The sequence below is a fragment of the Pseudomonas sp. Sample_22 genome (genome assembly GCF_004307635.1).
Classification (GTDB): domain Bacteria; phylum Pseudomonadota; class Gammaproteobacteria; order Pseudomonadales; family Pseudomonadaceae; genus Aquipseudomonas.
Window position 1 is genome coordinate 280,066 of the sequence record NZ_RCNY01000086.1, and the last position, 25,639, is coordinate 305,704.

The 25,639-nt window shown below is 60.7% G+C and carries 23 protein-coding genes; 6 read left to right on the forward strand and 17 right to left on the reverse strand.

The features are described 5' to 3' along the window. Positions 1 to 80 precede the first annotated feature (80 nt). Together D8U73_RS25305 and D8U73_RS25310 are read left to right on the forward strand one after the other, a co-directional pair. Positions 81 to 1,451 (forward strand): DUF2868 domain-containing protein, encoded by a 1,371-nt coding sequence (locus D8U73_RS25305; RefSeq protein ID WP_130906060.1) that lies wholly within the window; start codon positions 81 to 83, stop codon positions 1,449 to 1,451. Further along, a complete protein-coding gene (locus D8U73_RS25310; RefSeq protein WP_130906061.1) occupies positions 1,444 to 2,820 on the forward strand; it encodes a GTPase/DUF3482 domain-containing protein in 1,377 nt (458 codons plus the stop codon). The genes D8U73_RS25305 and D8U73_RS25310 overlap by 8 nt, the downstream gene beginning before the upstream one ends. Before the next feature lie 47 nt (positions 2,821 to 2,867). Here the strand turns inward: D8U73_RS25310 and D8U73_RS25315 are convergent, their stop codons facing one another. The 7 genes from D8U73_RS25315 to D8U73_RS25350 all read right to left on the reverse strand — a co-directional run bounded on the left by D8U73_RS25315 (position 2,868) and on the right by D8U73_RS25350 (position 11,548). Beyond that, positions 2,868 to 3,335, reverse strand: a complete 468-nt coding sequence (locus D8U73_RS25315) for a hypothetical protein (protein WP_236708443.1) — start codon at positions 3,333 to 3,335, stop codon at positions 2,868 to 2,870. 44 nt (positions 3,336 to 3,379) lie between these two features. Continuing rightward, positions 3,380 to 3,946, reverse strand: a complete 567-nt coding sequence (locus D8U73_RS25320) for a phosphonate degradation HD-domain oxygenase (protein ID WP_056854016.1) — start codon at positions 3,944 to 3,946, stop codon at positions 3,380 to 3,382. Positions 3,947 to 4,287: 341 nt separating this feature from the next. After that, a complete protein-coding gene (locus tag D8U73_RS25325) occupies positions 4,288 to 5,313 on the reverse strand; it encodes a putative 2-aminoethylphosphonate ABC transporter substrate-binding protein (RefSeq protein WP_056854017.1) in 1,026 nt (341 codons plus the stop codon). A 38-nt stretch (positions 5,314 to 5,351) separates the two neighbouring features. Then, positions 5,352 to 7,076: a putative 2-aminoethylphosphonate ABC transporter permease subunit gene (locus tag D8U73_RS25330; RefSeq protein WP_130906062.1), complete on the reverse strand. Its 1,725-nt coding sequence runs from the start codon at positions 7,074 to 7,076 to the stop codon at positions 5,352 to 5,354. Next, positions 7,076 to 8,152 carry a putative 2-aminoethylphosphonate ABC transporter ATP-binding protein gene (locus D8U73_RS25335; protein WP_130906063.1) on the reverse strand — a complete coding sequence of 359 codons (1,077 nt, stop codon included), beginning with the start codon at positions 8,150 to 8,152 and terminating at the stop codon, positions 7,076 to 7,078. Before D8U73_RS25335 ends, D8U73_RS25330 begins: the two co-directional genes overlap by 1 nt. Positions 8,153 to 8,409: 257 nt before the next feature. Continuing rightward, entirely contained in the window at positions 8,410 to 9,273 is an 864-nt protein-coding gene (locus D8U73_RS25345; protein WP_056854020.1) for a LysR family transcriptional regulator, read from the reverse strand. Between the two features lie 16 nt (positions 9,274 to 9,289). After that, entirely contained in the window at positions 9,290 to 11,548 is a 2,259-nt protein-coding gene (locus D8U73_RS25350; protein ID WP_130906064.1) for a heavy metal translocating P-type ATPase, read from the reverse strand. Positions 11,549 to 11,633: 85 nt separating this feature from the next. Between D8U73_RS25350 and cadR the strand changes: the two genes are divergently transcribed. Then, entirely contained in the window at positions 11,634 to 12,083 is a 450-nt protein-coding gene (cadR, locus tag D8U73_RS25355; protein WP_056854022.1) for a Cd(II)/Pb(II)-responsive transcriptional regulator, read from the forward strand. Positions 12,084 to 12,219: 136 nt separating this feature from the next. On the opposite strand, the gene D8U73_RS25360 is transcribed toward cadR, so the two are convergent. From D8U73_RS25360 to D8U73_RS25370, 3 genes are all read right to left on the reverse strand, one after another. Beyond that, a complete protein-coding gene (locus D8U73_RS25360) occupies positions 12,220 to 13,191 on the reverse strand; it encodes a thymidylate synthase (protein WP_056854023.1) in 972 nt (323 codons plus the stop codon). Between the two features lie 48 nt (positions 13,192 to 13,239). Then, on the reverse strand, positions 13,240 to 14,046 hold the full coding sequence (gene lgt / locus D8U73_RS25365; RefSeq protein ID WP_056854024.1) for a prolipoprotein diacylglyceryl transferase: 807 nt from the start codon (positions 14,044 to 14,046) through the stop codon (positions 13,240 to 13,242). A 76-nt stretch (positions 14,047 to 14,122) separates the two neighbouring features. Further along, positions 14,123 to 14,905, reverse strand: a complete 783-nt coding sequence (locus D8U73_RS25370; RefSeq protein ID WP_056854025.1) for a sulfite exporter TauE/SafE family protein — start codon at positions 14,903 to 14,905, stop codon at positions 14,123 to 14,125. Between the two features lie 132 nt (positions 14,906 to 15,037). Here D8U73_RS25370 and D8U73_RS25375 point away from each other — a divergent pair, with 132 nt between their 5' ends. Next, the gene (locus D8U73_RS25375; protein ID WP_130906065.1) at positions 15,038 to 15,784 is read left to right on the forward strand and encodes an NRDE family protein; all 747 of its coding nucleotides are present in this window, start codon (positions 15,038 to 15,040) and stop codon (positions 15,782 to 15,784) included. A 160-nt stretch (positions 15,785 to 15,944) separates the two neighbouring features. On the opposite strand, the gene ptsP is transcribed toward D8U73_RS25375, so the two are convergent. Continuing rightward, positions 15,945 to 18,224, reverse strand: a complete 2,280-nt coding sequence (gene ptsP / locus D8U73_RS25380; protein ID WP_056854027.1) for a phosphoenolpyruvate--protein phosphotransferase — start codon at positions 18,222 to 18,224, stop codon at positions 15,945 to 15,947. A gap of 22 nt (positions 18,225 to 18,246) precedes the next feature. Then, positions 18,247 to 18,726 carry an RNA pyrophosphohydrolase gene (locus tag D8U73_RS25385; protein WP_028623697.1) on the reverse strand — a complete coding sequence of 160 codons (480 nt, stop codon included), beginning with the start codon at positions 18,724 to 18,726 and terminating at the stop codon, positions 18,247 to 18,249. 143 nt (positions 18,727 to 18,869) lie between these two features. Here D8U73_RS25385 and D8U73_RS25390 point away from each other — a divergent pair, with 143 nt between their 5' ends. Then, entirely contained in the window at positions 18,870 to 19,526 is a 657-nt protein-coding gene (locus tag D8U73_RS25390) for an HAD family hydrolase (RefSeq protein WP_056854028.1), read from the forward strand. Positions 19,527 to 19,646: 120 nt separating this feature from the next. Here D8U73_RS25390 and D8U73_RS25395 read toward each other — a convergent pair whose 3' ends face one another. Both D8U73_RS25395 and ilvA read right to left on the reverse strand, forming a co-directional pair. Beyond that, positions 19,647 to 20,072 carry a DUF2269 family protein gene (locus D8U73_RS25395; RefSeq protein WP_130906066.1) on the reverse strand — a complete coding sequence of 142 codons (426 nt, stop codon included), beginning with the start codon at positions 20,070 to 20,072 and terminating at the stop codon, positions 19,647 to 19,649. 39 nt (positions 20,073 to 20,111) lie between these two features. After that, positions 20,112 to 21,626 (reverse strand): threonine ammonia-lyase, biosynthetic, encoded by a 1,515-nt coding sequence (gene ilvA / locus D8U73_RS25400; protein ID WP_130906067.1) that lies wholly within the window; start codon positions 21,624 to 21,626, stop codon positions 20,112 to 20,114. A 335-nt stretch (positions 21,627 to 21,961) separates the two neighbouring features. Here ilvA and rpiA point away from each other — a divergent pair, with 335 nt between their 5' ends. Beyond that, positions 21,962 to 22,636 (forward strand): ribose-5-phosphate isomerase RpiA, encoded by a 675-nt coding sequence (gene rpiA / locus D8U73_RS25405; RefSeq protein WP_056854031.1) that lies wholly within the window; start codon positions 21,962 to 21,964, stop codon positions 22,634 to 22,636. Positions 22,637 to 22,760: 124 nt separating this feature from the next. Here the strand turns inward: rpiA and D8U73_RS25415 are convergent, their stop codons facing one another. From D8U73_RS25415 to D8U73_RS25425, 3 genes are all read right to left on the reverse strand, one after another. Beyond that, on the reverse strand, positions 22,761 to 23,678 hold the full coding sequence (locus tag D8U73_RS25415; protein ID WP_130906068.1) for an SdiA-regulated domain-containing protein: 918 nt from the start codon (positions 23,676 to 23,678) through the stop codon (positions 22,761 to 22,763). Between the two features lie 116 nt (positions 23,679 to 23,794). Next, a complete protein-coding gene (locus tag D8U73_RS25420) occupies positions 23,795 to 24,721 on the reverse strand; it encodes an SdiA-regulated domain-containing protein (RefSeq protein WP_130906069.1) in 927 nt (308 codons plus the stop codon). A gap of 226 nt (positions 24,722 to 24,947) precedes the next feature. Then, on the reverse strand, positions 24,948 to 25,613 hold the full coding sequence (locus D8U73_RS25425; RefSeq protein WP_020797317.1) for a fumarylacetoacetate hydrolase family protein: 666 nt from the start codon (positions 25,611 to 25,613) through the stop codon (positions 24,948 to 24,950). Between the last annotated feature and the right edge of the window lie 26 nt (positions 25,614 to 25,639).

Genomic DNA, 25,639 nt, shown 5'->3' on the forward strand with positions numbered 1-25,639 from the left:
CGAGGATACCAGAGCCTCGCTTTCGCCGATAAGCGCCACAACGGTTATGCTCACAGCTCATTTGAGCGACGGGATGCCGCGTGACTGAACTGAATAACCTCTGGCTGACAGAAACCATCCGCCTGCGTGAAGAACACGCCGGCCCCCTGGAAGACCTGGAAGCCAACCGACTGGCCCGCAGCGCCGGGGGCGATTTGCCGTCGCGTATTCAACGCCGCGCCCTGTGGCTGGCGGACCGCGATGGCTTGAGTGCTGCGCTCAAGCACTGGCTGCAAGGTGCGCGACTGGCGTTGATCGTCCTGGCGCTGCTGGCCGTGGTCACCGGCGCAAGCCTGGCCTTCGCCGCGATGGGCGACGGCCTGCACCCGGTGAATGTGTTCTGGGCCTTGGGCAGCCTGCTCGGGCTCAATCTGATTCTGCTGCTGAGCTGGGCCTTGGGCCTGGCATTTGCCGGCGAACACGGCGCCAGCCTCGGGCGATTGTGGCTGTGGCTGAGCGAAAAACTCGCCCGGGATGCCAAAGCCGCGCAGCTGGCACCAGCCCTGCTGTTGTTGCTGCAACGCCAGAAGCTCAACCGCTGGGCCGTTGGTGTGCTGGTCAATGGCTTGTGGTTGCTGGCGATGCTAAGCGCGCTGGTGATCCTGCTGACGTTGATGGCGACCCGACGCTACGGTTTCGTCTGGGAAACCACCATCCTCAGCGCCGACACGTTTATTGCCGTGACCCAGGCTCTCGGCGCGCTGCCGGCCCTGCTCGGCTTCAGCGTGCCCACCGAGGAAATGATCCGCGCCAGTGGCGACGCCGCACTCAACATCGAAAGTGCCCGACAAGCCTGGGCCGCGTGGCTGGTAGGCGTATTGCTGGTGTACGGCGTGATACCGCGAATGTTGCTGGCGCTGTTTTGCCTGTGGCGCTGGAAAACCGGTCAAGCGATGTTGCGCCTGGATTTGAACCTGCCCGGCTACGCGCAGCTGCGCGAGCGACTGATGCCCACCAGCGAACGTCTGGGCATCAGCGATGCGGCGCCTGAGCAACTGCATCGGGTCGAGAGCGGCGTCAGTGAACAGCAAAGCGACGGTGCGCTGTTGGTCGCCATCGAACTGGACAACGAGCGTCCCTGGCCGCCGCAACTGCCGAACAACGTGAGCAACGCAGGGATTCTCGACAGCCGCGAATCCCGGCACAAACTGCTCGAACAACTCAGTCGCTTCCCTCCGGCGCGCCTGGCCATCGCCTGCGATCCACGGCGTTCGCCGGATCGCGGCAGCCTGGCGCTGATCGCCGAACTGGCTCGCAACGCCAGCGCCACCCGCGTCTGGTTGCTGCAAGCGCCGCACGGAGAAGCGCTGGATGCCGAACGCCTTGGCGACTGGCATACGGCGCTGCAACAGCTGGAGCTGCCGTTCGCCGATTGTGCACCGTTGAACTGGCTGGAGACGGGTCATGACTGAAGCACGCAAGCAGCCCCTGAAACTCGCAGTCGTCGGCCACACCAACGTCGGCAAAACCTCGCTGTTGCGCACCCTCACCCGCGATGTCGGTTTCGGTGAAGTGTCCCACCGTCCCAGCACCACACGGCATGTCGAAGGCGCGCGATTGTCGGTGGACGGCGAACCGCTGCTCGATCTCTACGACACACCCGGCCTGGAAGATGCCATCGCCCTGCTCGACTACCTTGAACGTCTCGAGCGACCTGGTGAACGGTTGGACGGTCCGGCCCGCCTGGCCCGTTTCCTCGATGGCAGCGAAGCCCGGCAGCGTTTCGAACAGGAGGCCAAGGTCTTGCGCCAGTTATTGGCCTCCGATGCCGGTCTCTATGTGATCGATGCCCGGGAACCGGTGCTGGCCAAGTATCGCGATGAGCTGGAAGTGCTGGCCGGTTGCGGCAAACCGTTGCTGCCGGTGTTGAATTTCGTCAGCAGCGCCAACCATCGCGAACCGGCGTGGCGTGAAGCGCTGGCGCGGTTGGGATTGCACGCATTGGTGCGCTTCGACAGCGTCGCACCGCCAGAGGATGGCGAGCGCCGGCTCTATGAAAGCCTCGCCCTGCTGCTGGAAGCCGCGCGGCCGCAACTGGAACGCTTGATCGCCGACCAGCAAGCCCAACGCCGGGCGCGCGAGCAAAGTGCGACGCGGCTGATTGCCGAATTATTGATCGATTGCGCGGCATGCCGGCGCAGCGTGGTCAGTGATGCCGAACAGGAACAGCAAGCCATCGGCGAACTGCGTAAAGCGGTGCGCCAGCGCGAGCAACGCTGCGTCGAGTCCCTGCTCAAGCTTTATGCCTTCCGCCCGCAGGACGCCGCTGCCAGCGATTTGCCGCTGCTCGATGGTCGTTGGGGCGATGACCTGTTCAACCCCGAAACCCTCAAGCAATTGGGTGTGCGGGTCGGTGGCGGCATCGCCGCAGGTGCCGCCGCCGGAGCGGGCGTCGACCTGCTGGTCGGCGGCATCACCCTCGGCGCCGCCGCGCTGGCCGGCGCCATCGCCGGCGGCGCCCTGCAAACCGCGCGCAGCTATGGCAGCCGCTTGCTGGGCAAGCTCAAGGGCCAGCGTGAACTGACGGTCGATGACAACGTGTTGCGACTGTTGGCCCTGCGGCAACGACAACTGCTGCAAGCACTCAATGCCCGCGGACATGCGGCGATGGACAGCATCCAGGTGGCAACGCCTCAGGACAAGACCTGGCGCGAGGGCAAACTGCCCGAGGCCCTGAACAAGGCACGGGCGCATCCGCAATGGTCGTCACTCAATGCGCATGCGAAGTTGAATCAGGCGGAACGGCAGGAGCAAGTTGAGGTGTTGGCACGACAGCTTTAGCGGCCGGGACAATTATGGTGTCTGGAGTGACGCGTTTTTAACATTGATCACTGCCAACCCAGCTTCAGGTATTCCCGCACCAACGCATTGACCCGAGTCCGATCCGTACGATTGGCACGGCCGTCGTTGTCCACATCAGTGCACAGCACAATCTCGAAAGCTCCATCGTTGTCGAGGTCATGAACAGCAGCCTTGTAGACGATGTTGGGGCCTTCATGGAAATGCAGCCGCACCGATTCCGGCGTTGCATTGCCGGTCGGGCTCAGCGAAAACATGCGCAGATGCCGTTCCTCACCCTCACCGGTGTTGAACCATCTGCACTTGAAGTAATGAGAGCCAAAGTTTTTCAGCCGCAGAACTTCATTGTCCGAGGCTTCACGCAGCCATTGTTCATCTTCAAAAAACAGCAACCGCAGCGTATCTGCGTCCCCGTTTCCACTTCGATCCTGTGCAATCACTTTCAAATAACGCATACATGTTCTTCCTTGTGAAAGGCTCAGCTTGAGCGCTGCCAACAAGGTGAACCATGCATGTTCTTCTCAATCAGTCGTCAGATTGCTCAGCAAATCTCGCGGGACAAAACCGCGACCGCCTTGCGCTTCAACACGCCCAGGTCCATCACCGGCACATGCATCTGTTTCGCCATTTCATCCCAATGGCGCATGCGCAAGCTCACGGCGCACAACGGGTCCTGCTCGAATGCATCGGCTTCGGTTTCAGTCATCACCCCACCCTGATATCCCAGGGTCCGGCGACTGGCTTCGCTCAAACGCTCGTAGTACCCGGGCTCCCTCAATGTCAGATAACGCTTGGCCTGGACGTGATACTCCACCAGCCGTGCCATGCGCTCACTGAAGCCCGCCCGACGCAAATAGTCAGCGCCCAGCCGCTCATGGCTGACCACACCGAAGCCGTCCATGTTCTCGGTGCTTTCGCCGCAAATATGCCCGATGTCATGGAAGAACGCGGCGAGCACCACTTCATCATCGAAACCTTCGGCCATCGCCAGCTCGGCGGCCTGGGACATGTGCTCGATCTGCGACACCGGCTCGCCGATGTAATCGTCGGTGCCGAAGCGTTCGTACAGCCCGAATACCTCAGTAATCACCTGCTCGTTGCGGCCCATCGGAAATTCCCCCATCAGTGAAGTTTGTGGTAAAGGGTAGACCGCTATCGCTGCGATGCGGCGACCCGACAAGCCAGCTCCCACAGGGTTCACGGTGGGGCTTGCCAGCGATGGCAGCCTGACAACCGACCCATCTCTTTTGGATGTACCCAATCCAATGGTAGGAGCGAGCCTGCTCGCGATGGCGGCTTCACTTCAACAGGTGTGTTGACTGTTCTACCGCTATCGCGAGCAAGCTCACTCCTACAGGGGATCTTCAGTGGTTGGAAATCCCGATCACACCGGGAACCACTGTGGGAGCTGGCTTGCCAGCGATGAGGCCCTGTCAGCCGATGAAGATCTTACTTGGCCGCCACTTTCTCCGACTTGCCGTCATAGCGCTTGCGCCATTCACTCAGGATCTGGTCGCGGTTCTTCGAAGCCCAGGCAAAGTCGTTCTTGATCAAGCGCTGTTCGTAGTCGGCTGGCAATTCGGTCTGCGGCTTGGCAATGCCCGGCTGCGCAAGCACCGCGAAGTTCTCCTTGTAGAGCTCCATTGCCTCAGGGCTTGCCGAGAAGTCAGCGAGTTTTTTCGCCGCTTCTTCGTGGGCAGTGCCTTTGATTACCGCCGTCGCTTCGATCTCCCAGCCCAGGCCTTCTTTCGGCAGGATGATGTCCAGCGGTGCGCCCTGGCGCTTCAACTGAACAGCCGGGTATTCGAAGGAAATACCAATCGGAAACTCACCCGCCGCCGCCAGTTTGCAAGGCTTGGAACCGGAGTGAACGTACTGGCCGATGTTCTGGTGCAGGCCGTCCATGTACGCCCAGCCCTGCTTCTCGCCGAAGGTTTGCAGCCACGCGCTGACGTCGAGGAAACCGGTGCCGGACGACGCCGGGTTTGGCATGACGATCTTGCCTTTGTACTCAGGCTTGGTCAGGTCCTGCCAGCTCACAGGCTTGGTCAGGCCCTGCTTCTCGGCTTCGACGGTGTTGAAGCAAATGGTCGCCGCCCACACGTCCATGCCGACCCAGGCTGGCGGGTTGGCGGCGTCGCGGTAGTTGGCGCCGATCTTGCCCAGGTCTTTCGGCGCGTAGCTTTGCAGCATGCCTTGCTGATCGAGGATCGCCAGGCTTGAAGCGGCCAGGCCCCAGACGGCGTCGGCCTGCGGGCGGTCTTTTTCTGCCAGCAGCTTGGCGGTGATGATCCCGGTGGAGTCACGCACCCACTTGATCTCGACGTCCGGGTTGGCTTTTTCGAAGGCTTGCTTATAAGTCTTCAGTTGTTCGGCTTCGAGGGCGGTGTACACCGTCAACTCGGTTTTCGCCGCAAAGGCGTTCAGGCTGAAAGCGGTGAGGACAGCAGCGGCCAGGGCCATAGGCTTGAACATGATCTTTTCCTGTTTTTGAGTTGAGGGGTTGTACGGTTTCAATGGCCGGGCGCGGTCTGCCGCCAGGCCTGTGAGCGGCGCAGCAAACCGCGCGAAGCCCAGGCCAGCAGCAGGGAAACGCCCGCCGAAGTGAACAGAATCAGGGTCGACATCGCCGCCGCGCCGCCGACGTTGCCGGCGTCGTCCATGTTCAGTACCGCCACTGCCGCGAGAATGGTGTCGGGGCTGTAGAGGAAGATCGCCGCCGAGACGGTGGTCATGGCCGAGACGAACAGGTAGCGCACGATGTCCAGCAGCGCCGGCAGACAAATCGGCACGGTCACGCGCCAGTAGTGGCGGTACAGCGGTGCCTTGAGCGACAGCGCGGCGGCTTCGAACTCGCCATCGAGTTGGCGCAGCGCGGTGGTGGCGGTCATTTGCGCAGTGGTCAAATAGTGAGCAATGGTGCAAACCACCAGCAAGGTCATGGTCCCGTAGAGCACATGCAGCGGGTTGCCGGTGAGGTTGAAGAAGAAGACGTAACCCAATCCGAGTACCAGACCCGGCACCGCCATCGGTACGAAACTGAGCATGCGCAGTGTCATATTCAAGCCGCGCTGGCCTTTGGTTTTTTCCATCAGATAGGCGCCGGTGAAGATCAGGGCGCTACCGATCAGCGCGGTACACAAAGCCATCTTCACGCTGTTGCCGTACGCCAGCCAGCCACCGCCCGCGGTGTCATTGAACTGGTAATGGTTGAGCGACAGCGACAGGTTGTAAGGCCAGAATTTCACCAGCGAAGAGAACACCGCCATGCCGAACACCAGCAGCAATGTGGCGCAGATCAGCAGCACGACAGCCAGATAGCAGCTGTCGCGCAGCGTCGACGGCAAAGGCTTGAATACTTGGGCGCGACCGCTCATTGAATCGCCATGACGCCGACGCAACCAGGCATCGACCGCGAAGCTGAACAGCGCCGGCAGCAACAGGACCATGCCGATCAGCGCACCGCGACCGAATTGCTGTTGGCCAACCACGGCTTTGTAGGCTTCCAGCGCCAGTACCTGATAGTCGCCACCGACCACCACGGGCACACCGAAGTCGGTGATGGTCAGGGTGAACACCAGGCAGAACGCGGCGAAAACCGCCTGACGGGTCGCCGGCCAGGTGATGCTGCGAAACGCCTTTGCGGGACTGGCGCCCATGCTGGAAGCCGCATCGAACAGTCGCGCATCCGCCAGGGACAAGGCCGACAGCAGGATCATCAATGCGTGCGGGAAGGTGTAGATCACCTCACCCAGAACGATGCCCCAGAAGCCATAGATGTTGTCCGAGAGCAGGCCGCGCAACATACCCTGATTGCCGAACAGATAAACCAGGGCGATGCCGGGCAACATCGAAGGCGCCATCAATGGCAGCAACGAGATGCCGCGCCAGAGGCCTTTACCGGGAATCAATGTGCGTTGCAGCGCGTAGGCAAAGAGGTAGGCCAGCGGTACGACGATGGAGGCGACGCTGAGGGAAACCTTCAGGCTGTTACCGAGCAACCAGTGGAAGTTGTCGCTGGTCACCAGTTCTTGCGCAGCGAGCCAGCCACCGCCCTGCCCGGCCTCCGCGCTGAAACCACGCCAGAAGATCGCCAGCAACGGCATCAACACCGCAACGCCGAGCAACCCCAACAAGAGGACCTTGCCGCCAACCACGAAGACGCGGTCGCCCAGCTCGGCACGGGAAATCTGCCGAACCTGCTTGTGGGGCAGCGGCAGCGCGATGTTCACGCTCATCAGGCAAACACCTGCAGGCTGCGCGGCGGCAAGGCAACCATGATCTGCTGCGCGCCAAGACGTGGCATGGCTTCCGGTGCCAGCTCAGCCAACAAAGCGTGGCCCGGCAGGTGATCGAGTTCGAAGCTCATGCGGCAGCGGTTGCCAAGGAAGGTGATTTCGCGAACCTTGGCCGGGAACAGGTTTTCCTCGTGTACCAGCGGGTTGACGTTGATCGCTTCCGGGCGGCAGAACAAACGCCCCGACGTAGTCTTGGCGCTGTCATCGGCCAGACGCAGGTTCATGGCGCCAACCCGAGCGTGGCTGTCACTGCTGCGCTGAAACGGCAGCCAGTTGCCCTGACCGACGAACTCCGCCACGAACGGCGTGGCCGGGCGGTTGTAGATTTCCTGCGGCGTGGAGTACTGCTCGACCTTGCCGTTGTTCATCACGGCGATACGGTCGGCCATCAGCATGGCCTCGTCCTGATTGTGGGTCACCATCAGGGTGGTGATGCCGAGGCTGCGTTGCAGTTGGCGCAGCTCAGTGCACAGGTGCTCACGGACCCGGGCGTCGAGGGCCGACATCGGTTCGTCGAGCAGCAACAGCGAAGGTGCCGGGGCCAGGGCGCGGGCCAGGGCGACGCGTTGCTGCTGGCCGCCGGACAATTGCCCCGGATATTTTTTCTCGCTGCCGCTCAGGCCGACCAGCTCCAGCATCTGCCCGACGCGCTGCCGCACTTGATCGCGGCCGCTGCCGGTCAGGCCGTAGGCAATGTTCGCTTCAACGGTGAGATTGGGGAACAGTGCGTAGGACTGGAACAGAATGCCGTAGTCCCGCGCTTGAGGTGCCAGGTGGGAAACGTCACGCTCGCCGAGATACAACTCGCCGCTGTCCTGCTTTTCCAGACCGGCAATGCAACGCAACAGGGTGGTTTTGCCGCAACCCGAAGGACCGAGCAGGCACACCAGCTCGCCTGCCGCCACGTCGAGAGACACGTTGTCCAGCGCGGTGAACGCACCAAAGCGTTTCTGTACGCCGCGCACCTTCATCGGTACGCCGGGGTTGGTCAGGGCAGTGGCGATCAAATTGTTCATGGACGGACCTCATCTGGCAGATGAAAGCCATCCTAGGGTTGCAATGAGTCCGTCATATGGCAGCCAGGCAAAAACTGCCGATAGTGGTATTCGGGAATTTGGGGTTATTGGACAAGGACTAACTTGTGCCGATCGTTCCCACGCTCTGCGTGGGAATGCCTCAACGGACGCTCCGCGTTCGGCTTTTGGGACGCGGAGCGTCCCGGGCTGCATTCCCACGCGGAGCGTGGGAACGATCATCACAGGCAATCGAGCTCTCAGGCCGGGGCCATTTCCTGCGCCAACCCCAGGAACGCCGCCGGCAGCCGTGCGTTTTTCCGCTCCTTGAGGCAGTACAGATACTCCGGCAACAACGGTGCATTCTCTATGGTCAGCACCCGCAGCTGCGGATCGTGCGGCACTTCCTGCCGGGCAATCAGGCTGATGCCGATGTTGCGCAGCACCGCTTCGCGAATCGACTCGCGACTGCCAATCTCCAGCAACGGCCCGACACTCACCCCGGCGCCAGCCAGCAATTCTTCGGTCATACGGCGGGTGGTCGAACCCGTTTCGCGCATCAACAATGTATGCCCCGCCAGTGCACTGAGCGGTACGTGATCATGTGCCGCCAGCGGGTGATTTCGATGCACCGCCAGAACCAGCGGATCGCTGCCGAGCACCCGGCGAATCAGCCGTGCATCGTCGAGCAACTGCGAGGACGCCGCGACATCGACGCGGTAGTCCTCCAGCGCTTCGAGCACCTGCTGGGAATTGCCGATTTCCACCGACACCTCCACCTGTGGCAGACGCTCGCGGAAAGTCTTCACCAGATCGAGGATGTAATACGGCGCCGTCGCGGCAATGCGCAGCGTGCCCTGCACCTGACCGCAATTGCGCAGGAAGAACTCGATGTCGGCTTCCTGCTGCATCAGCGCCTTGACCATCGGCAACAACCGCGCGCCCTCCTCGCTGACGCTCAGGCGCCGGCCGCCACGGTAGAACAACTCGACCGAATACTGACTTTCGAGATTGCGAATCTGCGTCGTCACCGTGGGCTGACTCAAACCGAGCTTTTTCGCGGCCTGGGTGATACTGCCCAGTCGGGCCACCATGTAAAACGCCTTCAGCTCGGCACTCAGCACAACCCGTCCTCATCCTTTATTTGCGCAGCAGGCGCAACCCGTTGAACACCACCAGCAAACTGACGCCCATGTCGGCGAAAACCGCCATCCACATGGTAGCGAGCCCGGCGAAGGTTACCCCAAGAAAGATCGCCTTGATTAACAATGCCAGGGCAATATTCTGCTTGAGAATGCTCGACGTCTGGCGCGACAGCTGAATGAATGCCGGGATTTTGCGCAGATCGTCGTCCATCAGGGCGACATCAGCGGTCTCGATAGCGGTATCGGTGCCTGCGGCGGCCATGGCGAAACCGATTTCGGAACGGGCCAGGGCCGGCGCATCGTTGATGCCATCACCCACCATCCCGACGTGATGCCCCTTCGCATACAGCGCTTCAATCGCCTGTAACTTGTCGGTGGGCAACAGATCGCCCCTGGCCTCGTCGATACCGACTTGCGCTGCGATCGCCTGCGCGGTGTGCACGTTATCGCCGGTGAGCATCAAGGTCTTGATGCCCAACTCATGCAACTGGCGGATCGCTTCGCGGCTGGATTCCTTCACCGTGTCAGCCACGGCGAACAGCGCCAATGGGCCGGACTGATCGAGCAGCAGCACCACCGACTTGCCCTGTTTCTCGAGGGCGGACAGTTTCTCTTCCAGCGCAGGAGAACACAGGCCGAGGTCTTCAACCAGACGATGGTTGCCCAAATGGTACAGCTGGCCATTAATTTCGCCGCGCACCCCGCGCCCGCCCAGCGCCTCGAAGTTATCCACAACAAGTGGGGCCAATTGTTTATCCACAGCCGCGTTGGCGATCGCCAGCGATACCGGGTGATCCGAACGACCGGCCAGCGCCGCGGCAATCGCCGGCGCCGATGCATCGGCGGTGGGGTCCAGCGACAGGTAATCGGTTTGTACCGGTTTGCCATGGGTGATGGTGCCGGTCTTGTCCAAAGCAAGGTAGTCGAGCTTGTAGCCGCCCTCCAGGTAAACCCCGCCTTTCACCAGAATGCCTTTGCGGGCCGCGGCAGCGAGACCGCTGACGATGGTCACCGGTGTGGAGATTACCAGGGCACAAGGGCAAGCGACGACCAACAACACCAGGGCGCGGTAGATCCAGTCGAACCACAGCGCATTCATGAACAGTGGAGGAATGACTGCGACCGCCAACGCCAGGATGAACACCGCCGGCGTATAGATTTTCGAGAACGTATCGACGAAGCGCTGGGTCGGCGCCCGTGCGCCCTGGGCCTGCTCGACAGCGTGGATGATTCGCGCCAGGGTCGAGTTGTTTGCTGCCGCCGTCACGGCGTATTCCAGGGAACCGGCCTGGTTGATGGTGCCGGCGAACACTTTGTCGCCAATGGTTTTTTCCACGGGCAGGCTTTCACCGGTAATCGGCGCCTGATCAATGCTCGAGTTACCCGCGAGCACTTCGCCATCCAGCGCGATGCGCTCACCGGGACGCACCCGTACCCGGGCACCGAGCTCGATAGCCTTCACATCCTGCGTGACCCAAGTGCCGTCAGCCTGCAACACCGTCGCTTGTTCCGGCGTCATCTGCATCAAGCCACTGATGGCATTGCGCGCGCGGTCGAGGGATTTGGCTTCGATCAACTCCGCCACGGTGAACAGGAACATCACCATGGCCGCTTCCGGCCATTGCCCGATAAGGATTGCACCCGTCACCGCGATGCTCATCAACGCGTTGATGTTCAGGTTGAAGTTCTTCAGGGCGATCCAGCCCTTTTTATAGGTGCCCAGGCCGCCGCTGAGGATCGAGATCAGGGCAATGACCGCCACCACCCAGTTCGGAGCGGCGGCGGTGAAGTGGATGACTTCCGCCACCAATGCGCCAACGCCGGACAATGCCAGCGGCCACCAGGACTTTTTCTCGGGTACCGACGCCGGCGCTTCGGCGCCTTGCTCCAGGGGCTCGGCGTGCATGCCGAGGGCTTTGATGGCGTCGACAATCGGCGCAGTGCTGGCCAGATTATGGGTGACGCCCAGCACCCGGTTGATCAAATTGAACTCCAGCTGCTGCACGCCGGTCAGTTTTCCCAGCTTATTTTGAATCAGCGATTGCTCGGTCGGGCAATCCATGGCCTCAATACGGAAACTACTAAGCCGCGCATCGGCACTTGGCGCTTCGGTCAACTGAATCAGCGTGGGCTCGCTTGCTTTCGGTGCGCAACAAGATTCACCATGGCCGCCATGTAAATGTTTGGCCACGGGCTTAAGCTTGCTGCTGCAGCAAGTGTCTTCGGGTTTGTGGCTGTGCAGGGAATCGCTCATGGGTCGTGTCCATAAAAGTACCTGTTGCCAAGTAAAGACCCTGTAGCCACTATAGGGTCAAGCACCCTTTTTGGAGATCCTCGTCATGAAGATCGGAGAGTTGGCGAAACTCACGGATTGCGCCGTGGAAACGATCCGCTATTACGAGCGCGAAAACCTGCTGCCGGAACCGGCCCGCAGCGACGGCAACTACCGCGTCTACACTCAGGCCCACGCCGAACGCCTGACCTTCATCCGCAATTGCCGCACCCTCGACATGACCCTCGAAGAGATCCGCAGCCTGCTGGCCTTTCGTGACAGTCCGCAGGACCAGTGCGAAAGCGTCAACGCGCTGATCGACGAGCATATCCACCACGTGAAGGCACGGATCGACGGTTTGCTGGCGTTGCAGGCGCAACTGCTCGACCTGCGTCAACGTTGTGGCGAAGGGCCGGAGGTCGATCAATGCGGGATCTTGCAGCGATTGGAAGTCAGTGGCGGGGTCGTGGCGACGGAAGTGGAACACTCCCACGTGGGCCGCAGTCACGGCCATTGAGCCCCGCTGATCGTTCCCACGCTCTGCGTGGGAATGCCGCCATGGACGCTCCGCGTCCACTGTGACGCAGAGCGTCACGGGATGCGTTCCCACGCAGAGCGTGGGAACAATCAACGACGATCAAGCCGTGCCTGAATCAGACCGCCATCGGCGCGGTCATTGGCGCGTGGTGCTCGTAGCCTTCCAGCGAAAAATCGCTCGGTTCCACCAGCTCCAGCCACTCCGGCTGATACACACCGGTCTTGGCAAATTCCGGCACACGATCACTGATCACCAGTTTCGGCATCGGGAACGGCTCGCGCTTGAGCTGTTCGTTGAGCATGTCCAGGTGATTTTCGTAGACGTGGGCATCACCGATGAAATAGGTGAACCAACGCGGCGTATAGCCGGTCAGGCGGCCGATCAGGCTCAGCAGCGCGGCACCTTCGGTGAGGTTGAACGGTGTGCCCAGGCCCAGGTCGTTGGAGCGGATGTAGAGGGTCAGAGAAATCTCTTTGGTCTCGACATTCGGGTGGAACTGGTAAAGCAGGTGGCACGGCGGCAACGCCATTTCATCCAGCTGGGCGCAATTCCAGCCGTGGAACAGAATCCGGCGGCTGCCCGGGTCCTTGATGATGGTGTCGATGCACTGACGAACCTGATCGATGGCTTTGTACAGCACCACGTAGGCCTGGCCATTCTCTTCACCTTCGGCGATCTGGCGGTAACCCTGGCTCAGGGTCTGCTCGATCGCGGCAGGATTGCTGAGCGGGATCTGCTTGTACGCCGGCCATTTACGCCATTGCACGCCATAAATTTCACCAAGATCGTCTTCACCCTGGCGGAACGGGTTGGCCAGCCACTGGGCGTTTTCGTTGGCATTCTGATCCCAGACCTTGCAGCCCAGGGCACGGAATTCAGCGGCGTTGTTCACCCCGCGCAGAAAACCGCACATCTCGCCAATGGCGGACTTGAATGCCATCTTGCGCGTGGTGATCGCCGGGAAGCCTTCCTGCAAGTCATAACGCAGCATGGCACCCGGAAAACTGATGGTGTTCACGCCGGTACGGTTGGCCTGTTTGGTGCCGTTCTTGATGACGTGGGCGACCAGTTCGAGATATTGCTTCATGAATTACCTGTGTCCTTGAAGCCGGGGCCGAAGCCCCGGCATTCGAATTTATACCGCTGCTGCTGGTGTCGCCGGGGCGCGGTGATACGCCAGCCAGATCAGGAACAGCCCGCCGAGGATCATCGGCACGCACAGCACCTGCCCCATGGTCAGCCAGTTCCATGCCAGATAGCCCAGTTGCGCGTCCGGCACGCGGACGAATTCGACGATGAAACGGAAGATCCCGTAGAACAGCGCGAACATGCCCGATACCGCCATGGTCGGCCGCGGCTTGCGCGAGAACAGCCACAGGATCAGGAACAGTGCCACGCCTTCGAGTGCGAACTGGTACAGCTGCGACGGGTGGCGCGCCAGTTGCGCCGGGTCGGTCGGGAAGACCATGGCCCACGGAACGTCGGTCGCCTTGCCCCACAACTCGGCGTTGATGAAGTTGCCGATGCGTCCGGCACCCAGGCCAATCGGCACCATCGGCGCAACGAAGTCCATCAACTGGAAGAACGACTTGTTGTTCTTTTTACCGAACCACAACGCCGCCAGCATCACGCCGATGAAACCACCGTGGAACGACATGCCGCCCTTCCACACTTCGAAGATCAGCGTCGGGTTGGCCAGATAGGCGCCCAGATCGTAGAACAGCACATAACCCAGGCGCCCGCCGACAATCACCCCCATCGACATCCAGAACACCATGTCGGAGAGTTTTTCCTTGGTCCAGGTCGGGTCGAAGCGGTTCAACCGGCGCGACGCCAGCCACCAGGCGCCACCGATGCCGATCAGGTACATCAGACCGTACCAATGAATTTTCAGCGGACCGATGGCCAGGGCCACCGGGTCGATCTGCGGGTAAGGCAGCATTGCGACTCCTCATGAGTTCAAATCAATTCCCGGGCGACGCTGCCACCTCAGGATTAAGCCAGGATTGTGCCGGGCGTCAGAGCAGGAAACTCAAACCAACGCAGAACAGCAAAGCGGCAAACAGTCTTTTCAGCAACTTCGGCGACAGCCTGTGGGCCAGTCGCGCGCCGAGACGGGCGAAGACCATGCTGGTCAGGGCAATACCCAGCAGCGCCGGTAAATAAATAAAACCCAGACTATGAGCCGGTAACAGCGGATCGTGCCAGCCCAGAATCATGAAACTTAATGCACTTGCCAAAGCGATTGGCAGGCCACAGGCCGACGACGTGGCAACGGCTTGCTGCATCGGCACGCTGCGCCAGGTCAAAAACGGCACGGTCAATGAGCCGCCGCCAATGCCGAAAATCGCCGAGGCCCAACCGATCACGCTACCGGCCACGGTCAGACCGAGTTTACCCGGCACCGTTCGGCTGGCCTTGGGTTTGACGTCCAGCGCCAGTTGCGCGGCAATCACCAGGGCAAAAACACCGATGATTTTTTGCAGGTTGGGTCCGGAGATCGCTTCGGCGGTCAGCGCGCCGAAACCGGCGCCGATCAGGATGCCGACGGTCATCCAGACGAAAATTGGCCAGCGCACGGCCCCGCGGCGGTGATGCTCACGCACCGCATTCACCGAGGTGAAGATGATCGTCGCCAGCGAAGTCCCCACGGCGAGGTGGGTCAGAATCGATGCGTCGAATCCCTGCAAGGTAAAACTGAACACCAGCACCGGGACAATGATGATGCCGCCGCCCACGCCGAACAATCCGGCCAACACCCCGGCACAGGCGCCAAGCGCCAGATAGAGCAGAAATTCCATGTCGCTTCCCCACCCAACCCCAAAACCGGAGCGGCATGGTAACGGATGCATGGCATCGGGCTCCACTGGATGGCGATGGATACCCGCACGTTGACTGCGTAGAGTGGGCAAAAAACACACAAGGATCACCTTATGTGCCTGATTGTTTTTGCCTGGCGGCCGGACCATGCCCAGCCGCTGATCGTGGCGGCCAACCGCGACGAATTCTACGCCCGTCCCAGCCTGCCGCTGGCGCAATGGCCTGAAGCGCCTCATGTCTACGCCGGCCGCGACCTGGAGGCTGGCGGCACGTGGCTCGGTGTTGGCGCCAACGGCCGCTTTGCGGCGCTGACCAATATTCGTGATCCGCATCGGCCACCGGGGCGCAAATCCCGGGGTGAGCTGGTGGCGGGATTTCTCAGCGGCGACGTTTCGATTGATGACTATTTGACCGACGTTGTCGCACGTTCGCCGGAATATGGCGGGTTCAACCTGCTGGTCGGCAACAAAAATGAACTGTGGCACTTCAATGCCCGGGCAACGGAAGCCGTGATGCTGCCGCCTGGGGTTTATGGTCTGTCGAATGCCGGGCTGGATACACCGTGGCCGAAATTGCTTCGGGCCAAGGCAGCGCTGAGTCAAGTGCTGGACGAGCCACAACCGGAGGCACTGCTGGCGCTATTGAACGATGCTCAGACCGCGCCGTTTAACGAATTGCCGGATACCGGGGTCGGATTGGCGACCGAGACGTTGTTGTCGAGCGTGTTTATTGCCAGCCAGAGTTATGGAACACGGGCGAGTACGGCGCTGATCGTGCAGGCGGATGGGTCGCGGCATATGGTCGAAAGGAGTTTCGGACCGTTTGGCGGGCATCTGGGGGAGGTAGAGGTCAGGATTTGAAGCTCGGGCGATTAATTGTAGCGAGGGAGCTTGCTCCCGCTGGAGTGCGAAGCGCTCCCGATCCGGCCAATGCGTTCTTTCAGAAAAATCGCATCGGCCGGATTACGACTGCTTCGCAGCCGAACGGGAGCAAGCTCCCTCGCCACAGGCCATCAGCCTTTTAGAGGGCTTTGACCGCCGCCGGATTGATCATCCGCGCCAACCCGAGGTTCTTCAGCGCCAGTTGCAATGAGCTGTGGATAACTTGCGGGTTATCGATGGTCATCAATTCGGCGAGCAATTCCTTGGCCTTGCTCAGGTTGATCTGACGCAGCATCCACTTCACCTTCGGCAGGTTGGTGGCGTTCATCGACAGGCTGTCGAAACCCATCGCCATCAACAGCACCGCCGCCGCAGGATCACCGGCCATCTCGCCGCAGATACTCACCGGTTTGCCTTCGGCATGGGCGTCACGCACCACGTTTTGCAGGGCTTGCAGCACGGCCGGGTGCAAGTAGTCGTAGAGATCGGCGACCCGCGGGTTGTTGCGGTCCACGGCCAACAGGTACTGAGTCAGGTCGTTGGAACCGACCGACAGGAAGTCCACCTGCCGCGCCAATTCCCGGGTCTGGTACACCGCCGCCGGAATTTCGATCATCACCCCGACCGGCGGCATCGGCACGTCGGTGCCTTCGTCGCGCACTTCACCCCAGGCCCGGTGGATCAGGTGCAGGGCTTCTTCGAGTTCGTGGGTACCGGAGATCATCGGCAGCAGAATGCGCAGGTTGTTCAAGCCTTCACTGGCCTTGAGCATGGCGCGGGTCTGCACCAGGAAAATTTCCGGGTGATCGAGGGTGACGCGAATTCCGCGCCAGCCGAGGAACGGGTTGTCTTCCTTGATCGGGAAGTACGACAGCGCCTTGTCACCGCCAATGTCCAGGCTGCGCATGGTCACCGGTTGCGGATGGAACGCGGCGAGTTGCTCGCGATAGATCGCCAGTTGTTCCTTTTCGCTGGGGAAGCGCTGGTTGATCATGAACGGCACTTCGGTGCGGTACAAACCAACGCCTTCGGCACCGCGTTTCTGCGCGCGCGCCACGTCCGCCAACAGGCCGGTGTTGACCCACAACGGCATGCGATGACCATCGACCGTGACACACGGCAAATCACGCAATGCATCGAGGCCCAGGGCCAGCTGTTTCTCTTCCTCCACCACTTCGGCGAACTGCTTGCGCAGCACGTCGCTGGGGTTGGTGTAGACCTCGCCGCGGTGACCGTCGACGATCATGCCGATGCCGTCGACCTTGGAATACGGCAGGTCGACCAGGCCCATCACCGTCGGAATGCCCATGGCCCGAGCAAGAATCGCGACGTGGGAGTTACCCGAACCAAGTACCGATACCAGACCCACCAATTTGTCTTCAGGCACCTCGCCGAGCATTGCCGGCGTCAGTTCCTCGCTGACCAGAATGGTGTTGTCGGGGTAGACCAGGGTTTGCTGGCGCTCTTCCTGCAAATAGGCGAGCAGGCGGCGACCAAGGTCCTTGACGTCCGATGCGCGCTCACGCAGGTAGGCATCGTCCATCAGTTCGAAGCGGTTGACGTGATCGGTGACCACCTGACGCAAGGCGCCCTGGGCCCACTGACCGGTCTTGATCACCGTGGTGACTTCGCTGCCCAGCGCGGCATCGTCGAGCATCATCAGGTAGACGTCGAACAACGCTCGCTCTTCCGGGCGCAACTGCGTGGCCAGCTTGGCCGACAAGGCGCGCATGTCGGCGCGCACGCCTTCGATGGCGGTCTTGAACAGCCCGAGTTCAGCTTCGATATCGGTGATGGTCTTGTCGGGCACCACGTCCAGGTCGGCCGGTGGCAACATGACCACCGCCGTACCGACCGCCGCCCCCGGCGAACCCGGGACGCCGACGAACTTGGCTTCCTGGATGCCCTTGCCCTGACGGCCCAGGCCCCGGATCGAACCGGTCGCCTCGGCGTGAGCGATAACGCCGGCAAGCTGCGCGCTCATGGTCACGAGGAAGGCTTCTTCACCTTCGTCGAACTGGCGACGTTCTTTTTGCTGGATGACCAACACGCCGACGACACGGCGGTGGTGAATGATCGGCGCCCCGAGGAACGAGGCGTAGCGCTCTTCACCGGTCTCGGCGAAGTAGCGGTAGCGCGGGTGATCCGCGGCATTTTCGAGGTTCAGGGGTTCTTCACGCGTGCCGACCAGGCCGACCAGACCTTCATTGGGCGCCATGCTGACTTTGCCGATCGAGCGCTTGTTCAAGCCCTCGGTGGCCATCAGCACGAAACGGTTGGTCTCTGGATCAAGCAGGTAGACCGAGCAGACCTGGCTGCCCATGGCCTCTTTGACGCGCAACACAATAATCCCCAACGCCGCCTTGAGATCCTTGGCGGAGTTAACTTCCTGGACGATCTTGCGCAGCGTATTGAGCATGGCTCGGGGTCGAACTCCGTCGTCAGTCGCGCGATAAAAGGCGCGGGGCAAGCTCTTTGAGAGCGCGTCGGTACACCTCGCGCTTGAATGTCACCACCTGGCCCAACGGATACCAATAGCTGACCCAACGCCAGCCATCGAACTCCGGTTTACCGGTCAAATCCATCCGCACCCGCTGCTCGTTGGAGATCAGGCGCAGGAGAAACCACTTCTGTTTCTGGCCGATGCACAGCGGCTGGCTGTGCGTCCTGACCAGACGTTGCGGCAAACGATAGCGCAACCAGCCCCGGGTGCAGGCGAGTATTTCAACATCTTCGCGCTCCAGCCCCACTTCTTCGTTCAGCTCGCGGTACAAGGCGTCTTCCGGCGTCTCCTGGGGGTTGATCCCGCCTTGAGGAAACTGCCAGGCATCTTGATTGATTCGGCGAGCCCATAGCACCTGGCCGGCATCATTCGTCAGAATGATCCCGACATTAGGACGGAAACCATCGGGGTCGATCACGGCAACAACCTCGCAAACGCATGTCGCCGCATTGTTCCACAAAGGTTGTGAAGGCAGCAACGCGCCGGCCTACCTTATGTGCACTCTTGTGAAAAGTACGTATTCTGGTGACCTTTCTACAGACTTTTCAGCGAGTAACTGCAATGCGGCTGGCTTTATTCGACTTGGACAACACGCTTCTGGGCGGCGACAGCGACCACGCCTGGGGCGATTACCTGTGTGAGCGAGGCTTCCTCGACCCCATCGCCTACAAGGCTCGAAACGACGAGTTCTATCAGGATTACCTGGCCGGCAAGCTGGACAACGATGCGTACCTGAACTTTTGCCTGGAGATTCTCGGCCGCACGGAAATGGACGTGCTTGCCCTTTGGCACAGCGACTACATGCGCGACTGCATCGAGCCGCTGATGCTGCCCAAGGCTATCGAGCTGCTTGCAAAACACCGCGCCGCCGGCGACAAGCTGGTGATCATCACCGCCACCAACCGCTTCGTCACAGGGCCTATCGCCGAGCGTCTTGGCGTCGAAACCCTGATCGCCACCGAATGCGAAATGCTTGATGGTCGCTACACCGGGCGCAGCACCGATGTGCCGTGCTTTCGCGAAGGCAAGGTGACGCGGTTGAATCGTTGGCTGGAAGAGACCGGGCATTCGTTGGAGGACAGCTATTTCTACAGCGACTCGATGAATGATTTGGCGCTGCTGGAGCAAGTGGCCAACCCGATCGCTGTCGATCCGGACCCGAATTTGCGCGCTGAAGCCGAGAAGCGTGGCTGGCCGGTGATTACGCTGCGCGACTGATATCGCCATCGCTGGCAAGCCAGCTCCCACAGGTTTTTCGGGTGTTCACACAATTGGTGCTCACTGAAAATCCTTGTGGGAGCTGGCTTGCCAGCGATTGGGCCAACGCAGTTTCATTGATTAAACCGGCTTGGCGCCCATCAATCCGGCAATGGCGATAAAGCAGACAAAGCTGAACAACGCCAGGGCAAAGGTGAATCTGCCCACTCCACCCGGCGCCTTGCGCAGCCTGTTCAACCGCACCAAGAGCCAGAACCACGCCAGCGCCGCCACGGTGTACAGCACACTCGACACCAGCAGCCAGGTCTGCCCCAGCGGCCAGCCCACCAGGTGCACCATCCACCAGCCGGTAAACGGCATGCTCAGCAATGCCAGCCCCATCAGCAGCCAGATAAACACTCGCGGCCTTTGCAGAGTGCGGCTGCCCGCCGTCGCATCGCCATTACGTCGAGTACGCCAGACCCAGATCCCCAGGCCCAACGCACTCAGCAGCAGCACGAGCGTTGCCACCGTGTGCGCCATTTTCAGCGCCGTTAATGTTTCCATGGTTCGATGTCCTTATGCAGTGCCCATCAGCGTAGCCGTTCAGCCAAGAAACAGCTGATAGGCCGGGTTGTCGCTTTCATCCCAGTAGGGGTAACCGATTTCTTCCAGCGCCGCCGGCACCAGGTGACGCTCATCGTGAGGCACTTGCAGGCCCGCGACCACACGGCCATCCGCCGCGCCATGGTTGCGGTAATGGAACATCGAGATATTCCAGCGCCCGCCGAGTTTGTTGAGGAAGTTGAACAAGGCACCCGGACGCTCCGGGAATTCGAAGCGCAGGATCACTTCGTCAACCACATGCGCCGCGCGGCCACCGACCATGTGCCGGATGTGCAACTTGGCCAGTTCGTTGTCGGTCAGATCGATGACCGGGAAGCCTTGCTCGCTCAGGCTGGCGATCAGCGCGCTGCGCGGGTCGGTGTCCGGGTGCGTTTGCACGCCGACAAAGATGTGCGCTTCGCTACCGGTGTTGTAGCGGTAGTTGAATTCGGTAATCTGACGCTTGCCGATGGCCTCGCAGAATGCCTTGAAACTGCCCGGCTTCTCGGGAATGGTCACCGCGATGATCGCTTCGCGGCCTTCGCCCAATTCCGCGCGCTCGGCCACATGGCGCAGGCGGTCGAAGTTGACGTTGGCGCCGGAGTCGATGGCCACGAAAGTCTGCCCGGTCACCCCACGCTGCTCGACGTACTTCTTGATCCCGGCCACACCCAAGGCGCCGGCAGGTTCGGTGATCGAGCGGGTATCGTCGTAGATATCCTTGATCGCCGCGCAGATTTCGTCGGTGCTGACGGTGATGACTTCATCCACGTAATCCTTGCAGATCTCGAAGGTGTGCTGGCCAATCTGCGCCACCGCCACGCCGTCGGCGAAGATGCCCACGGTCGGCAGCACCACACGCTCGCCCGCCGCCATCGCCGTTTGCAGACAGTTGGAGTCGTCCGGCTCGACGCCGATGATCCTGATGTCCGGCCGCAGATACTTCACGTACGCCGCGATGCCGGCGATCAGGCCGCCACCGCCGACCGGGACGAAAATCGCATCCAATGGCTGCGGGTGCTGGCGCAAAATCTCCATGGCCACCGTGCCCTGCCCGGCAATGGTGTGGGGATCGTCGTAGGGATGAATGTAGACGTAGCCTTTTTCATCGACCAGTTTCAGCGAGTAGGCCAGGGCTTCAGGGAACGAATCCCCATGCAGCACCACTTTGCCACCGCGCGAGCGAACGCCTTCGACCTTGATCTCGGGCGTGGTCTTGGGCATGACGATGGTCGCTTTCACCCCCAACACCTTGGCCGCCAAGGCCAGGCCCTGTGCATGATTGCCCGCCGACGCCGTGACCACGCCGCGAGCACGCTCTTCATCGCTCAGTTGGGTCAGCTTGTTATAAGCGCCGCGAATCTTGAACGAGAACACCGGCTGCAAGTCTTCGCGCTTGAGCCAGATATCGTTGCCCAGCCGCTCGGAAAGCTGGCGGGCAGACTGCAATGGGGTTTCTACGGCGACGTCGTAAACGCGCGAGGTGAGGATCTTTTTGACGTACTGTTCAAGCATCGGAAAGCATCACTGAGCGAGTTGGGCAGGACCACGGAGTCTAACCCGGCTTTTGTCCGCACGACCACACTAAACCGGTGGTTTAAGGCACCGTTGGACCATTGTGGCGAGGGAGCTTGCTCCCGCTGGAGTGCGAAGCGCTCCCCCGCATTCATCCGGATGTATCGCTTACCAGGTTTTGCGACTGCTTCGCAGCCGAGCGGGAGCAAGCGCCCTCGCCACAAAAGCAATCCGACACCCCGGCTCCTGCTCTCTGCCAATCGGACAATGACCTTCCCCGCCCCGAAGCCTATAATGCCGGCCTTTCGTTCCCTCCTCGGCACTCCGGAGCCCGCATGAACCAGGATCAACTCAAACAGGCAGTGGCTCAGGCCGCCGTCGACTTCATCCTTCCGAAACTCGACGACAAGAGCATCGTCGGTGTCGGCACCGGCTCCACCGCCAACTGTTTCATTGACGCGCTGGCCCAACACAAAGGTGCATTCGACGGCGCTGTCGCCAGTTCCGAAGCCACCGCCGCGCGCCTGAAGGGCCACGGGATTCCGGTGTACGAACTGAACACTGTCAGCGACCTGGAGTTCTACGTCGACGGTGCCGATGAGAGCGACGAACATCTGAACCTGATCAAGGGCGGCGGCGCAGCCCTGACCCGTGAGAAGATCGTCGCGGCGGTGGCCAAGACTTTCATTTGCATCGCCGATGCCAGCAAGCTGGTGCCGGTCCTCGGCGCATTCCCGCTGCCGGTGGAAGTGATCCCGATGGCTCGCAGCCACGTGGCACGCCAACTGGTGAAACTGGGCGGCGACCCGGTCTACCGCGAAGGTGTGCTGACCGACAACGGCAATATCATCCTCGACGTGCACAACCTGCAGATCACCAACCCGGTGGAGCTGGAAACGCAGATCAATGCAATCGTCGGCGTTGTGACCAATGGCCTGTTCGCGGCGCGACCTGCGGACCTGTTGTTGCTGGGGACCAGCGAAGGCGTGAAGACCCTGCGCGCCGAGTAAGGCAAACGCATATTCCCTGTGGGAGCGGGCTTGCCCGCGATAGGGCCGTCACATTCAACATTGATGTTGACTGACAGGCCGCCATCGCGGGCAAGCCCGCTCCCACAGTGTTGCGTGGCGTTGATTAGGGTTGTGCTGGCTTCTTGAACACGTAGAACAAATTCGGCTCGCTCACCAGGTACATCGTACCGTCGTCATCCATGGCGATCCCTTCCGCTTGCGGCACGGTCTTTTTCAGCCCCTGGCGCCCCTTGCTCAGTGACATGGTGCTCAGCGGTCGGCCGTCGACATCCAGCTCCAGAATCAACCGCGACTCGTCAGACAGCGCCATCAAGTGGCCGCTGCGCTCGTCGTATTGCAGGCTCGACAGATCACGCACGAACATCCCGGCATCGCGCTTGGGGTTGTTGATCACGTGCACCGCGTAAGATTTTTCCGGATTGAAATGCGGAAACCCGTGCACTTCATAGATCAGCATCGGGTCGCGCTCCTTGGCGACAAACAGACGCTTGCCCACCGAATCGTAAGCCAAGCCCTCAAAACCCTTGTTGCCGCTCATGTGCACACCAAGGGTCATTTGCTCCGCGTCCGCCGAGTCGAGGAAGGTGGTGTCGTCCTCCAGACGGATCTTGATCAGTCGCTGCTCACGTTCATCGGTGATGACATAGGTGTCGGCACTGATGAACTCAACGGCTTCCGGATCACCAAATCCGATCAAGGCAATGCGGCGAAGGATCCTGCCGTCCAGGGACAGTTCGATCAGTTCCGAGTTTTTATTGGTGACGGTGAACAGGCTTTTGCGCACCGGGTCGAAGGTCAGTGCCGAGACGTCATCATCGAGCCCCTCAATGACTTGCGCCTCCAAAACCACTTGATACTGGTCAAGGGCAATAGACTGCGTACTTAACGGCTGCCAGAGCGTGTGCAGATTGAACCAGGTTCGCTCAAACAGGCGCAGATACTGGCCGACCGCGATCAACACGATCAACGCAATCACCGACAGCATGAGAATCAGGGGTTTGGGGCGGGCAAATCGACGCATTGGAGGCAGGCTCGGAATTAGATCAGGCGGATGAAATATCACGCCTGTCTGAATTGAAGCTTAATGGCCACTTGCCCGCTCCTACAACCGACGCTGTAAATTCCTACAAAATTGTTTCAACGCTGTTTTTCAAAACGGTAAAACAGGTTCGGCTCGCTGACGAAATACAGGTTACCGGCCTCGTCCATGGTCACGCCTTCGGCGCGAGGGATGGTGTTTTTCAGGCCGTTGAAACCGCGCAGCAGCGTCATGAAACTGACCTGCTCGCCTTTTTCGTCGAGCTCCAGCAACAGGTGCGAGTCAGCGGACAATACCAAGGTGTGGCCGGTCCGCGGATCGATGGCCAACGCTGACAGATTGCGAATATCCAGTTCGTCACTGGCCAATGCCTGCTTGTCACCGATCAGCTTCTGGCCATCGCCCTTCCAGGTGAACAGCGCCGGTGGCCGTTCTTCGCCAAGCAGCAACTGCTGGTTACGCGGATCCCAGGTAACGGCTTCGAACGCCTTGTTCTGGTCTTTCGAGAGGCCCAGGTCATACTTGGGGAAGTTGGCGATGTTCAGCTCGCGGGTGTCGGCATCGACCTTGACGATGCTCACCAAGTGGTCACGCTCATCGACGATGGCCAGCAAACCATTGCCCATCACAGTGACGCCTTCGGGGTTGCTCCAGCCCACCAGAGGCATCTTGCGCAACACATCGCCCTGCAACGACAGCTCGACCAGGAACGGGTTTTTGCCCATGACTGAAAACAGGGTCTTGGTCTGGGGATCGTAGGCAATGTCCGAAGCTTCATCCTTTTCCATGCCCGGCAGCGGCTTGGCGTCGATCACCGCGTGATAGTCCGGCAGCCAGACACTCTCCTGACGCTCGTCGGCGCTTTCGAAGCGTTCCTGGAGCCAGAGCACCCCGCGATCATCCCAATGCATGGCAAACGCCAGGCCGTATGCAATGGCGGCCACTAGCAAAAGCCAGGAATACCAACGCAAGGCAAAGCGTGAGCGACGGACAGGTTTGAGCGTGGTGAGCGGTGGAGTGGCCATCAGGGATGCGTTCCAGAAATTCAGGCTAGGGGTAATAGCACAATTGGGATCGGCTCAGACGCCGAAATTCCGGGAATTATCCAGACCGAATGTGAAAAAACCGGGAAATGGCAGCAACGCCTTCCGACCAGTAGGAGCAAAGCTTGCTCGCGATGAACGATAACCCGGTGTGTCAGGTATACCGCCATCGCGGGCAAGCCACGCTCCTACAGGGCTTGGTGCCGACTTAACGGACGCTGCTGGTGAAGCTGCTGGCGCCCGGCAGTTCCAGAACGATTTCGTCGCCGACATTCAACGGACCAACGCCCACCGGCGTGCCGGTCAGGATCACATCGCCCGCTTGCAGGGAGAAGCAGCCGGCCATGTGCTGGATCATCGGCACGATCGGGTTGAGCATCGCGCTGCTATTGCCGTCCTGGCGTACTTCACCGTTGATGGTCAGGCGGATGCCGATGTCAGTCAAATCAGCGAACGTGCTGCCGGAAACGAACGGAGCGATCACCGCCGCGCCATCGAAGGACTTGGCGATTTCCCAGGGCAGCCCCTTGGATTTCAGCTCGGCCTGCTTGTCGCGCAGGGTCAGATCCAGCGCCGGGGCAAACCCGGAGATGGCGTCGAGCACTTCTTCCACACTCGGCTTGGTCGACAAGGGCTTGCCGATCAACACCGCGATTTCCGCTTCGTAATGCACCGAACCACGCTCGGTCGGAATGCTGAAACCACCTTCCAGCGGCACCACGCAACTGCCCGGCTTGATGAACAGCAGCGGCTCGGTCGGTACCGGATTATCCAGCTCCTTGGCGTGTTCGGCGTAGTTACGGCCGATGCACACCACTTTTCCCAGCGGGAAGTGAATGCGCGTACCGTCGACATACTGGTGCTGATAGCTCATTACCGACTCCTGCTTCGTTGGCTCTT

Coding starts and splice junctions, on each gene's coding strand:
- D8U73_RS25310 (WP_130906061.1), top strand. CDS start 1,444: ATGACTGAAGCACGCAAGCAGCCCCTGAAACTCGCAGTCGTCGGCCAC.
- D8U73_RS25320 (WP_056854016.1), bottom strand. CDS start 3,946: ATGGGCCGCAACGAGCAGGTGATTACTGAGGTATTCGGGCTGTACGAA.
- D8U73_RS25325 (WP_056854017.1), bottom strand. CDS start 5,313: ATGTTCAAGCCTATGGCCCTGGCCGCTGCTGTCCTCACCGCTTTCAGC.
- D8U73_RS25330 (WP_130906062.1), bottom strand. CDS start 7,076: ATGAGCGTGAACATCGCGCTGCCGCTGCCCCACAAGCAGGTTCGGCAG.
- D8U73_RS25335 (WP_130906063.1), bottom strand. CDS start 8,152: ATGAACAATTTGATCGCCACTGCCCTGACCAACCCCGGCGTACCGATG.
- D8U73_RS25350 (WP_130906064.1), bottom strand. CDS start 11,548: ATGAGCGATTCCCTGCACAGCCACAAACCCGAAGACACTTGCTGCAGC.
- cadR (WP_056854022.1), top strand. CDS start 11,634: ATGAAGATCGGAGAGTTGGCGAAACTCACGGATTGCGCCGTGGAAACG.
- D8U73_RS25360 (WP_056854023.1), bottom strand. CDS start 13,191: ATGAAGCAATATCTCGAACTGGTCGCCCACGTCATCAAGAACGGCACC.
- lgt (WP_056854024.1), bottom strand. CDS start 14,046: ATGCTGCCTTACCCGCAGATCGACCCGGTGGCCCTGGCCATCGGTCCG.
- D8U73_RS25370 (WP_056854025.1), bottom strand. CDS start 14,905: ATGGAATTTCTGCTCTATCTGGCGCTTGGCGCCTGTGCCGGGGTGTTG.
- D8U73_RS25375 (WP_130906065.1), top strand. CDS start 15,038: ATGTGCCTGATTGTTTTTGCCTGGCGGCCGGACCATGCCCAGCCGCTG.
- ptsP (WP_056854027.1), bottom strand. CDS start 18,224: ATGCTCAATACGCTGCGCAAGATCGTCCAGGAAGTTAACTCCGCCAAG.
- D8U73_RS25390 (WP_056854028.1), top strand. CDS start 18,870: ATGCGGCTGGCTTTATTCGACTTGGACAACACGCTTCTGGGCGGCGAC.
- D8U73_RS25395 (WP_130906066.1), bottom strand. CDS start 20,072: ATGGAAACATTAACGGCGCTGAAAATGGCGCACACGGTGGCAACGCTC.
- ilvA (WP_130906067.1), bottom strand. CDS start 21,626: ATGCTTGAACAGTACGTCAAAAAGATCCTCACCTCGCGCGTTTACGAC.
- rpiA (WP_056854031.1), top strand. CDS start 21,962: ATGAACCAGGATCAACTCAAACAGGCAGTGGCTCAGGCCGCCGTCGAC.
- D8U73_RS25415 (WP_130906068.1), bottom strand. CDS start 23,678: ATGCGTCGATTTGCCCGCCCCAAACCCCTGATTCTCATGCTGTCGGTG.
- D8U73_RS25420 (WP_130906069.1), bottom strand. CDS start 24,721: ATGGCCACTCCACCGCTCACCACGCTCAAACCTGTCCGTCGCTCACGC.
- D8U73_RS25425 (WP_020797317.1), bottom strand. CDS start 25,613: ATGAGCTATCAGCACCAGTATGTCGACGGTACGCGCATTCACTTCCCG.